General features: G+C 54.3%; 10 protein-coding genes. 8 read left to right on the plus strand and 2 right to left on the minus strand.

Going from position 1 to position 11,768, the window contains the following annotated elements:
- The first annotated feature begins 784 nt into the window (after nucleotides 1–784).
- From DLM86_RS03725 to DLM86_RS03760, 8 genes are all read left to right on the plus strand, one after another.
- Entirely contained in the window at nucleotides 785–1,195 is a 411-nt protein-coding gene (locus tag DLM86_RS03725; protein ID WP_110838644.1) for a hypothetical protein, read from the plus strand.
- A gap of 222 nt (nucleotides 1,196–1,417) precedes the next feature.
- Entirely contained in the window at nucleotides 1,418–2,008 is a 591-nt protein-coding gene (locus tag DLM86_RS03730) for a restriction endonuclease (protein WP_245954338.1), read from the plus strand.
- Between the two features lie 573 nt (nucleotides 2,009–2,581).
- Nucleotides 2,582–4,075 carry a DUF5050 domain-containing protein gene (locus DLM86_RS03735; RefSeq protein WP_158289308.1) on the plus strand — a complete coding sequence of 498 codons (1,494 nt, stop codon included), beginning with the start codon at nucleotides 2,582–2,584 and terminating at the stop codon, nucleotides 4,073–4,075.
- Between the two features lie 177 nt (nucleotides 4,076–4,252).
- Nucleotides 4,253–5,077, plus strand: coding sequence for a MerR family transcriptional regulator (locus DLM86_RS03740; protein ID WP_110838646.1), 825 nt, complete (start codon nucleotides 4,253–4,255; stop codon nucleotides 5,075–5,077).
- A 60-nt stretch (nucleotides 5,078–5,137) separates the two neighbouring features.
- A complete protein-coding gene (locus tag DLM86_RS03745; protein WP_110838647.1) occupies nucleotides 5,138–6,163 on the plus strand; it encodes a serine hydrolase domain-containing protein in 1,026 nt (341 codons plus the stop codon).
- 167 nt (nucleotides 6,164–6,330) lie between these two features.
- Nucleotides 6,331–7,005 carry a response regulator transcription factor gene (locus tag DLM86_RS03750; protein ID WP_110838648.1) on the plus strand — a complete coding sequence of 225 codons (675 nt, stop codon included), beginning with the start codon at nucleotides 6,331–6,333 and terminating at the stop codon, nucleotides 7,003–7,005.
- Nucleotides 6,990–8,096, plus strand: coding sequence for a HAMP domain-containing sensor histidine kinase (locus DLM86_RS03755; RefSeq protein WP_110838649.1), 1,107 nt, complete (start codon nucleotides 6,990–6,992; stop codon nucleotides 8,094–8,096). Before DLM86_RS03750 ends, DLM86_RS03755 begins: the two co-directional genes overlap by 16 nt.
- Nucleotides 8,097–8,148: 52 nt before the next feature.
- Nucleotides 8,149–9,618, plus strand: a complete 1,470-nt coding sequence (locus DLM86_RS03760) for a serine hydrolase domain-containing protein (RefSeq protein WP_110838650.1) — start codon at nucleotides 8,149–8,151, stop codon at nucleotides 9,616–9,618.
- A gap of 85 nt (nucleotides 9,619–9,703) precedes the next feature.
- Here the strand turns inward: DLM86_RS03760 and DLM86_RS03765 are convergent, their stop codons facing one another.
- Both DLM86_RS03765 and DLM86_RS03770 read right to left on the minus strand, forming a co-directional pair.
- Nucleotides 9,704–10,882: an Acg family FMN-binding oxidoreductase gene (locus tag DLM86_RS03765; RefSeq protein WP_245954339.1), complete on the minus strand. Its 1,179-nt coding sequence runs from the start codon at nucleotides 10,880–10,882 to the stop codon at nucleotides 9,704–9,706.
- A 28-nt stretch (nucleotides 10,883–10,910) separates the two neighbouring features.
- On the minus strand, nucleotides 10,911–11,537 hold the full coding sequence (locus DLM86_RS03770) for a TetR/AcrR family transcriptional regulator (RefSeq protein WP_245954340.1): 627 nt from the start codon (nucleotides 11,535–11,537) through the stop codon (nucleotides 10,911–10,913).
- Between the last annotated feature and the right edge of the window lie 231 nt (nucleotides 11,538–11,768).

An 11,768-nucleotide genomic window follows, 5' to 3' on the forward strand; every position in this document is an offset into this window, starting at 1 on the left:
TCCCACTCCTTAGCATATGTCTCCCCTCTGAAGCTACTTTGGTCGGTATTTTCAGAGAGATGTATTCTACAGGGGTGGGTCATTTTCATTCCGGCGACGATGGGTCAATTATATCCCGGCGGTGACATTGGGCTCCATAACACCGACCGATTGGTCAGATGTATACGGGTTCCAGACGATCTTTCGTCAAGTTATACATCTGTGACAAGCAGCTTCAGATGCATGAGAAACTGAGGTATACTGAGTACTAGATAACCACGATCATTACAGGAACTTGTAAGTCAATTAAATGCAGGTAGCCAAAAGTAAAAGTATCTTACACGGGCCAATCAGAAAAAGAGTATGCGGCGGCTCAAATGGTGAACTTGTATGACCTCTTACTCTCCGATGTAGATGATCTTTCTAGCCTTCATTCACTCTCCATCATCAGATGTGATCGCAAGAACCTCCTGACCGATTCCGGACGCTGAAAGCCATACCCGTCCTCATTGACCGTAAGCACTCCTGAGCGATATTTCAATACTATTCGGACTAAACCACCAGTTAGCCATGGTACGTTTGGACTTACGATTGTCTTGTCTTCATACTGATTCGGACTTATGTATCATCGCGGCGAGCGCCCCTCCCTGGTTTGTCAGTCCCCTCGCGTAATACTGCGTTGAGCCCTTGTAGTACAAAGCATTAAGGGAGCATGGTCCTATTAGTCTCATGTTTTTCAGCAAGATTGCTGTATACTATCCTCATGAAGTTCAAACTATTTCATACTCGTTTGGAGGAGTAAACAATGGCTATTTACGGCATTGGCGCAATGTATGGACGCATTCATGATAAGAAAGATGAGTTTATTCAGAGCAATTGTGCCTGTATCGGATATGATCCTGATGAGGCTCCAGCCTTACATCGAATGCTTAACAAACTTAAGATAGGCGATTTTATCTATATCAAATCGATGGCGGGGCAATCGGAGAAGTCACTCGTCATAAAAGCTATAGGTATTGTAATCGATGATCGAATAGAAGATCGTAATGGGCTTGGCTTAGGCGTAACGATGAAATGGATTTGGCAGGGTGAGGAAAGAATACTTCTTACAGATCAAATGTACAAGAACAATGTATTCAATAATACGCTCTATGAAGAGTATAACCAGGATATTCTGACCCTTATCTTACGAAAGGTCTTTGAACTTCTACCCTAGTGCAACAGGTATTCCCTCACACTGCCAGGGCCTGATTATCAAAGATATGCGTAATAGCATTCTCGTTTTTATCGTTGTCAAAGGGAATCATTCATGTAAACATAACGATTTGTGATACAAAATCCTCTGTTTATCCGTTCGCTATATGCGACAATAGTCCTCTCGATATGGTATGATGGCTTATGGTTATTTTTTGAAATTAATGTGAGGTTGTGTCAAATCATGTTGAAAATCGAACGAAAAATTCGGAAATTATATCGGAAGACAGTGAGGGTCTTGTTCTGGAGCATTATATGTTTGTTTCTTACTATCCTAGCAGCTATGGTTTCATTTAATGTTTGGGGGAAGAAGGTCATTATTCTCCCTTTTTTAATTATAGGAGTCCTTTTGTCTGTAAAAATCATTCCTGAATACATAAAGCGTCAAAAAATGAAGAAGGCCAACATTGAAGCAATTGATAAAATGGAAGGCTTCGAGTTTGAAGAATACCTGACTTATATTTTTCAGCTTAAGGGCTATAAGTCGGAGCGAACCAAGGCAAGCGGAGATTTTGGAGCAGATATTGTTTTGCAAAAAGATGGGATCAAAACTGTTGTTCAAACAAAGCGGTATAAAAACAAAGTTGATTTAAGTGCCGTGCAAGAAATTGTTACCTCTATGAGAATGTATCAAGCTAACTTTGCAATGGTCGTGACAAATAGCTATTTTACAAAGCCGGCAATTGAGCTTGCAAAGGCGAATAACGTGGAATTATGGGACAGGGACAGGCTTATAAATGAATTGGCTAGAATGCGTCCCTCTAAAAACGAATAACAATGTCCGAAACAGACAAATGAGCGTTTAAGGGCTCTAGATGCTGATGAATGCGGACTGAAATGAGAGTGACAGCGACCCCTGCCCTGCTGCGGCGGGGGTTTCGGTTGTATAAGGATCATTACTTTCAGAGTCTGTAAAAGTGTAAACTCCCTAATCAAGTCAGTTGACTAACAGGGGGAATTGGAAGGAGCACAGTGGCCTCGAAGTTCAAAAGGATCAAGTAAATAGTCTAACGATCGGAAAACAACGGCTGACGTTCAGCGCACTAAAGAACTGTTTGCCGACACACTGCAAGAGATGTTGGGGTCGAATTTGATCACGGGCTTGGCTACGCGAAGCTCGACGAGCGAACCAAGCAGACCACCAACAGTCGGAGCGGGGCTTGCCCACCCGCCTTTCATAATTGTACACCCTAAGATCCTCAGCAACTAAATCCAAGTCGCCACGTTTAATTCAACAGAGAGGAGATGACCTGCGTTGAGAAAACAATGGGTTGGCTTTACAATTATTTTTTCATTATGCATGAGCTTGTTGATGCCGGCGGGACATAGCCGGGCTGCGGATGCGGGCGTGAACGTTACGATCCCGGATTTTGCGGTGAGCTTGAACGGACATACGGTGGAAAACGAGTACCGCGACTACCCGCTGCTTGTATATTGCGGCATTACGTACGTTCCGATGACGTGGTATGACAGCAGAATGCTCGGATTGGTGTCGACTTGGTCGCCGGAGGACGGCTTGCATATTACGCAAAGCGCCGTAACTTCCTCCTATGTGCCGAACCGGTCCGAGCGTCGCAACGCATCCGCCTACAAGGCGGAGGTTCCCGCAACGGCCGTCACGATCAACGGCAAGACGATCGATAATACGAAAGAAGAGTATCCGTTGTTAAGCTTCCGGGATATCACTTATTTCCCGCTGACCTGGCGCTTCGCGCACGACGATTTCGGGTGGGATTACGAGTGGAGCGATACCGGGGGCCTCAGCATCACGTCCCGAAATCCGCAGCTGCAGACGATCGGCCTTCCTGCCTATGCCGGGGAGAACGACGTCGCCTTGTTCAAGGGGTATTATTATTTCGTCGAGACGACGGACAAGACGAACCGCGTGTATCGGGCTCCTCAGCTGCAACCGTCCGATAAAAAAGAAATTTACTCCTATTCGATCGAAACCTCGGAAGGGCTGCAGAAGCAGCTATCTTTTCAAATCCGCGACGACAAGCTGTGGCTCACCTACCACCTCGGGGGAGGAATTATGGGCCACGACGAGTTCGTGAGTATCGATGACGACGGGAAAGCGGAGCTGCAGCATCGAGGGTATCTCGATTTTCGCGAGACGCCGTACGGAACCGTAATCGTCCAACTGGGCGCTTCGGCGTTCGAGGGCGGCAACTTGTATTTATCGCCACCGGGTCAGGGAGGGACGGATCGTAAGCGTATCGGCGATCCGCAACTGAAGTACGCGGTCGGGTTCCACGGCTCTTCCTCTTTCGGGGCCCCGCGAAACGCCGACTCCTTGCTCGCCGTTTTCGGGGACGATGTGTACGCGCTTGCTTCGCGCAGCGATTCGGACGCGGATAAGCTATACAAAATCAACCTGAAAACGAATAAAACCGAAACGATCATCCGCTCGAGCGTCAACGGGTTCCGGATTATCGACGGCAAGCTGTACTATATCAAAACCGAGGATGAAGCCTTGTATTCGTCCGCACTGGACGGAACGGGCGAAAGGAAGCTGTCCGACCGTGCCGTATCCTGGTTTGACGGCATCGGCGGCAGCGTGTTTTACACGACCGAGAAGGAATCGAACCGCTTCGAGCTGTACCGGGCCGAACCGGACGGGGAAGACCCGCTCGTATGGGAAACGCCGGTCGCCGGCGTGCAAGTATCGAACGGTCAACTCGTCTGCCGCTTGAACGAGAACGATGACTATGGCGTCGTCCTGCTGGACGGCTCGGGCCGCCTGCAGCTTGGCGTGGCCGATCCGATCTCGCGCGTACTCGCGTCCGACGACGGGATTTTGCTCCAATCCGCCCGGGATTCTTCGATCGAACGCATTCGATAAACGATAAGTGGGGGCTGCCGAATGGCGGCCCTTGCTTGTTGCGCTTATCTCTTCACGGGGTCAGCCGCGAAAAACGCGTTGACTTTGCCCTAAGGGGAACATGTACAGTAGGCATGTAAGCAGAAGCGACATTCTAGCACCGCAGTTGTGCCAAAAGTGGAAGAAGGGGGTGGCCTCGTGCTATCGATCGGAGAGTTCTCGAAAATATGCGAAGTGTCGACCAAAACGCTTCGCTATTATGACGAGATCGGCCTTATTCGTCCGGAGGAGATCAGTCCCGACACCGGATACCGGTACTACTCCATCCGTCAGCTGAAAAGGATGCTTTTCATCAACCGCCTGAAAGCCTATCGTTTTTCGCTGGAAGAAATCAAAATCGTTCTGGAATGGGAAGCGGATCAAGCGGAAGAAAAGCTGTATGCGGCCCTTCAGCGCAAGAAAAAGGATTTACGGGAACAGATGGACGCCCTCGAATATGCTCTCAACCAAATGAACGACGATATGCTCCACTTGGAGAAGGGCATTCCCTTGATGGCTTACTTGGACCGGATCGAAGTGCAGCTTGTCGAGACGGGCCCCATGAATATCCTGTACACGAGGCGGATGATGAGCGGCGACGATTATGCCGCAGGCTACGGGACGTATTTCGGCAAGCTGTATGAAAGGATGGCCTCGGAAGGACTAACCGTGCAAGGAAGGCCGATGACGGTGTACCACAGCCCGGAATACGATCCCGCCGGCAACGATACGGAATTCGCCATCCCGGTCCAAGAGGCGGTAAAAGGAACGAGAGATTTGCCCGGCGGTCTGTGCGCGAAGTCGGTCTGGAAAGGGGCTTACCCGGAGTTGCGATCGGTATACGCCAGGCTGAGAGAATGGGTCGAAGCGGAAGGGTATAGGGTGGCCAAGCCTCCTTATGAAGTATATGTCGTCGGTCCCGAACGAGCCGCAGTCTCCGACGAGTTGGTTACCGAAGTTTATTTTCCGGTAAAGAAAAAATAGCGACAAAAACCGGGACGTCCTTGACGCCCGCAAAACTGATGGATTAGGGAGGTTCGCATCATGCAGAGAACGTATTGGCCGACTACGGTATGGCAAACGGCCGATCCGGCGGCTTTGGGAATGGACGCCGACCTGCTTACGCAGCTCGATCCCGCGATACGGGCCGAATACGGGAACATCAGCGGGATCGTCGTCGTAAGAAGCGGATATATCGCCTACGAGCGCTACTACAACGGCTGCGGGCCGGACGACCCGCACCATGTAGCGTCCGTTACGAAGAGCATCTTGTCGGCCCTCGTCGGAATTGCCATAGAGGCGGGCTTTATCCGGCATGTAGATCAGAACGTTCTGGACTTCTTCCCCGACTATGTCCCCGATGCGGCCGACAAGCGGAAGCGGGACATTACGATACGCCATCTTCTCACGATGACGGCTCCTTACCCGTTCGCGGACTGGCACGAGCCGTTGGCCAACATGTGCATGCAGCCGGATTGGGTCCGATATACGCTGGACATGCTGGGCCAGGGCGGGAGTATTGGAGACTTTAAGTATTCCACCGCCGGAGCGCACCTGCTGTCCGCCATCCTCTCCCGCACGACGGGGAAGAGCGCCCGCGAGTTTGCCAACGAACGATTGTTCAAGCCGATCGGCATGAAAGAAGTGCCGCACTACGAGATGGAATCGTTCGGCTTCGAGGAGCTGTTCGGGAGCAAGGTGAGAGGCTGGGTGGAAGACCCGAACGGCAGCTCCGCGGGAGGATGGGGGCTGACGATGACTCCCCGCGATATGGCGCGTTTCGGATTGCTGTATGTGAGAGGCGGCACGTGGGATCGTCTTCCGGTTATTCCCCGTGCATGGATTGACGAATCGAAGGCCGGGAATCCCTACCATTACGGGTATTTGTGGTGGCTGCGAGAAGAGGAGGGGATATTCGCATACTCGGCGCTTGGCGATGGCGGCAACGTCATTTGCTGTATCCCGGACAACGATCTGGTCGTGGCCATAACCTCCCGATTCGACATGAATCCGCGCGACAGATGGACGCTGATCAAGGATCGGATTGTCACCGCTATAAAACAATACTAGACATTCCCCGGTTTGAAGCGTTTTCCCGTATCTTTCTCATCGGAACGATCGTCGGTTCCCTTGAACGATCCGGAGGAACGCTTTTTTCCATTCCAAGAGAGGTCTCGAAGCGAAGCGGCCGCTAGAGGTATAATACGGGTAGTCTATTGGGGAAAAGGAGAACGGTCATGAACAAAATTTTGGTCATCGACGATGAGGCCGACCTCCGCGGCATGCTTCGGGATTATTTGGAAATGAACGGGTATTTCGTCCTGACGGCCAAGGACGGTCAAGAAGGGTTGAAGCAAGCGGAAAAGCAGCCGGATCTGATCTTGTTGGACATCGGCATGCCCGGAATGAACGGACTGGAGCTGTGCCGAAGCATCAGGAGCTTCGTCTCCTGCCCCATTCTATTCCTGACCGCACGCGTGGAGGATGCGGATAAAATAGCCGGCTTCCAGGCCGGAGGGGACGACTATATGGTCAAGCCGTTCAGCATCCACGAGCTGGGTGCCCGTGTGGAGGCCCATTTGCGCCGGGAAATGCGGAGCCAGAACAAGGCGGCGGTGAAATTTGCCGACGATTTGGTCATCGATTACGCCGAACGTACGGTATACGGGAAAGGCGTACCCCTTCCTTTGACCAAAAAGGAATTCGATATCGTCGAGCTGCTGTCGACTCATTCCGGCATGGTGTTCGATAAAGAACGGATCTATGAGCGGGTGTGGGGAACGGAGGAGGACGGGGACAGCGCCGTCATCGCCGAGCATATCCGGCGAATCCGCAACAAAATGAACGGGCACGGCTGCGGGGACCGGATCGAAACCGTATGGGGGGTGGGCTACAAATGGCGAAAATCGTAAGCTATTTGCGACTGAAGCCGTTGACCCTGCTGCAATCCTTCGTCGCGCTCAATGTCGCGTACTTGGTCGTCGTGCTGACGGCTATCGTATTCGAATTCGAATGGGCCGAACGGGCCCGGCAGCGCTTCGCGGATCATCCCGCCGGAACCGATTGGGTGCTGACGGCTCAAATCATCGCGATTTTGTTGACGGTCGGAGCCGGATTGGTGCTGATGGCCGGCCTTTTTTATAAACTGAAATTGAAGCAGCCTCTGGACCTGTTAATGAGTGCGTCGGAGAGCATTTCGGCGAACGATTTGGAGTTCCGCCTATCTTACGACGCGAAGGATGAGATGGGCGAGCTTTGCCGGGCGTTCGAAAAGATGCGCGGCCAGCTGGAGAGCAATTTCAAAGCGCTGTGGCGCTCGGTCGAGGAGCGCAACCGGCTGAATGCCATTTTCGCCCATGACTTGCGGACGCCATTGTCGATCATGAAAGGGTATTTCGAGTTGATTACGACCTATCTGCCGCAAAAGCGGATGTCCGAGGAAAAGCTTCTGGACACGCTCCGAACGATGGAAACCCATATCGGGCGAATGGAGCGCTACGTGGAAGCGATGAACTCGATCCAGAAGCTGGAGGACAGGCCGGTCGTCCGGCGGGAGACGGATGCCGACGGCTTGATCGCGCGGCTGGATGACGGTGCCCGCCGGATGGCGGAGCGGCACGGCAAAACGTACGATTCGAGCAAAGCGGCGGATACGGCCACGGTGGATGTCGATCCGGATCTCGTCATGCAAGTGTTTGACAATATGATAGCCAACGGAACGCGCTATGCTACCGGTCAAGTGAACGTCGATTATGAAGTACGAGACGGCCTCTTGTCCATCACGGTCGCCGATGACGGGCCCGGTTTTTCCGCCGAGGAGCTGCAAAAGGCCGTTCTTCCTTTTTACCGGGGAGACGTTCCGGATGCGAGCGGGCGTCAGGGGCTTGGCTTATACGTGTGCAAGGTGTTGTGCGACAAACATGGGGGCTGCTTAGCGGTTGCAAACCGGGCCGGCGGCGGCGGGAACGTAACCGCAAGCTTTCGGGTCCGTGTTGATCAATAGTTGAAAATTACGGGGTAGCATGACCTTATCTGAACATAAGGAGTGCTGCAAAATGACCGTACGAAAGAAAATGTCCGTCGGCCTGATCGGCTTGCTGGTCGCCCTGTTGACGGGGATGGCCGTCTGGCCCGCCGCCGGTGCCGAAGTCCGAAGCCGAACGGAGATCATAGCCGAAATTGACGAGTACGTCCGGAACACGATGGAAGCGAACCATATTTCCGGCGCTTCCCTCGCCGTCGCTTATGGGGAAGAACGGTTTTATACGCAAGGCTACGGCTCCTACGCCGACGGCAAACCTATAACGGCTTCGACACCGTTCCCGATCGCCTCGCTCAGCAAATCGATGACCGCGCTGGCCGTCCTGCAGCTGGCGGATCAAGGCCGGATCGATCTGGATGCGCCCTATGTATCCTACTTTCCCGAAGCGTCGCCCTCGGACGAGCGCGTCAATCGCATCACGGTCCGGCATTTGCTGAATCAGACCAGCGGCCTAACCGATCGGGTGAACCCCGACATGACGAAAGCCGTTCAATCCCGCACGCTGCAGGAGATCGTCCCTTCGTTGAACGAGGTGAAGCCGGCCTACGATCCCGGCACCAAGTACGGCTATCATAACCCGAACTATCAATTTTTGGCGCTGCTGGTCGAACGGGTGAGCGGGCGGCCGTTTGCCGAGTATGTCCGCGATTCGATTTTCGTTCCGTTGGGGATGAAGGACACGTACAGCGTCCGGACAACGTCGGCCATCCAAGAGAATCCGGCCGTTCCGCGCGGTCATTATGTGCTCCTGGGCAAGCCGATCGTCCAAGCCGAGCCGTTATGGTTTGTCGACGGCCCCGCCGGCGTCATCTCCACGGCCGACGATATGGCCGCCTGGATGCGTGCGCAGTACGATCTTCCGCTGCTTTCCCCCAAGCTCCTGGAACAGTATCACGCGGCGGGGGCTGTTGCCCCTTATGGGATGGGGTGGATGGCTGCCCGGGACGACACGCGGGGCCGGACGATTTCGCACTCGGGCATATTTTGGACTTATAAGGCGGAGGAGACCGTTTATTTGGATAAGCGGCTCGGGATCGCCATGATGTTCGATACCGGGATGAACGTGTTCGTCGATTACGGCGCATTCGTAAAAGGTGTCGCCCGGATCATGACGGGAGAGGCGGCCGAACGCTCCGTCATCAACGGCCGGAACATGGAGGTGGCGATGCTGCTGCTCCTGGCGGCGACGATGCTGCGGGGCGGGTATCGGTTCTACCGGCTGAAAACGGGCGGGAACCGGAACGCGGCATCCCGGGGCAGGCTGATCCTCTCGGCGGCAAGCGTCTTGCTCCCCGCACTGCTTTTGCTGGGGGTGAAGCCGATTCTGGCCTTCGTCGGCGGAGGGAGGGTGCTGCCCTGGACCGGCATCTGGATGGCGATGCCGTCTCTCATCGTTTGGCTGGCGACGGTTGCGGCGATTCAGCTGGGAAGCTTCGTTTGGCGTCTCCGCCTCTACTTTAACGGGAAGAGGAGAGGGGGATAGAAGGGCGACCAGCTGAAGAGGTAAGGGGGCGGGAACGGCCTCGAGAACGGAGGACGGCTATGGTTTTTAGCCGTCCCCGTTTCGTTTACGGCCGGTTTTCCACGATATCCATGACGTCGCGTCTCATCGTCCGCCGGGCTTCGCGGGTCGGCTCGCCGATCCGCACGAACAGCTGAATGGTGCCGGATTCGGGGGCGTACTCCCGATGGATGCCGTCGTACAGCGGCTTCATTTCGGCGTATTCCTCCAGCACTTGACTGGGCGGCTGGACGGCCAGCCCCATCCGGTGAGCGGTCAGCACGAGTCTGGAATACAGCATGCCGGCCTTCACCTGATGGGCTCTCGTGTTCCCCTTCGTGAAGATCATGGCGTACGCCGGAGTATGCTCGACGGCATCACGCGTCGACTTCACGAATAAGTCCGCCGTGGCCTTCTCGCTGTTGATCGAAGGAATCGCCGTCATGAGTCCTTGCATCGCATGCTTCATCAGCCCGCCGAGCCCTTGGCCTTCCAGCGAAAAGCCGTAGCGGTACTTGTTCTTCTCGTATTCGTTGGCGCGGAATAGGGCGGCCGATTCCAGGCTGATGCGGTGCACCGCGGCTTCCGTCACGGCGCCTTCGACGGCGTACGTGCCGAGACGTTTTTTATGTTCTTGATCCTGAAACACGTTCAGGGAAAGCTCGGAGTCGTCCGTCAGCCGGCGCAGCCGATCGATTTGGCCGTCCGTCAAAGGCTTATCCTCGTACGGGCTCCGGTTTGTATCGGGCCGGAACAGGAATTCGTAAAGCGGGTCGTCCTCAGGCTCCGCGCCCGTCAAGGCGACTTGGGCCACCGGCTTGACGTTCATGCTTTCCGCCAGACGCCCTTCGTCGTAGCTTCCGTCGGGGAAAAGCGTAATGGCGGTCATGTAGCCGAGCTTTTCCCCGGCGACCCGCACGTATTCCAGAAACGTGCCCGCCGAAACCAGCGTTTGTCTGGCATACGGATCGACCTCGCCGGTTAACCGGGTGCTGTCGACGAACAAATAAAAGACGTTCGGGTCGTCGGGGGCGAGCCGGACTTTCCACGCCTGCATGTTATGTCCGTTTGCCGCCAGCAAGCCGTGAGCGGCCAGCCGGATACGGGGATCGTCGAACTGCCGGTGATAATCCCGGCTCCACGGTTCCAAGTAGCGGGGGGTTGCGAAAATTCCGCTTGCGATCAGCAAACCGGCGAACGCGACGAAGACCAACGCGACGACGCCCAGGAGGAGACTCGTCCACATGTTCCTTTTCCTTGTTCTCCTCTTCATCTCACTCGCCCTCCGGCGTTACCCGAATGGAGCGGATCAGCAAATCGAAAGCGTCGGCGATCAGCCGGTCGGCGCTGCTGTTATGGTAATGCCCGATATAGCGCGCCTTCGTCCGGGCCGTCTTGAACACGCCGACCGTACATGCCCATAGAACGAGCGCGGTGCCCGCCGCGTCGATATCCGGGCGCACGGTGCCTTCCTCCATGCCTTGGTTCAACAAGCGGACCAAATGCCCCAATACGATTTCCCCTTGCTCGTAACACTCCTCCCGCGATCGATCGGGCACGCTCTTGTCGAAATCCCGCTCCCCGTTCTCGTATTCGAGTATGGCGTTGAAATAATTCGGATATTCGCGGCTGAACCGATAAAGCGCGTCGCCGATTCGCCGGATGCCGTCCAAAGCGGAACGGGGCGCGTCCCGCTGAAATTCGTCGGCCATCATGCGGTTCAGCAGCTTGTACCCGCGCAGCATGATTTCGAAATAAAGCTGTTCTTTGCTGTTGAAATAAACGTAGACGGTCCGTTTGCTGAACTCCGCCGTCTTGGCCACGTCGTCGATCGTCGTCGAATCGTATCCTTTATCGAAAAACAGTTTTTCGGCGGCGTCGATTATGTCGTTTCTGCGCATTTCTTTTTCTTTTTGCTTGCGTTCCGAAAGTCCGATGACCGTTCCCTCCTGCACTCGAATGAATAAAAGTAAACTATTAGTTTACTTATTTGCATGGTAGTGCAAATTCCATTCGTTGTCAATCGTTTACCGCAGATGCTTTTGCGGAGCCGGACAGGAAATAGCGGGGACTTTCCACTTCTCTCCCTCCGGCAATTGAGTTACACTGGAGACGACATAAGCCGTCGCGCG

Origin of the sequence: Paenibacillus flagellatus (genome assembly GCF_003217775.1) — a bacterium.
Taxonomy (GTDB): Bacteria; Bacillota; Bacilli; order Paenibacillales; family NBRC-103111; genus Paenibacillus_AB; species Paenibacillus_AB flagellatus.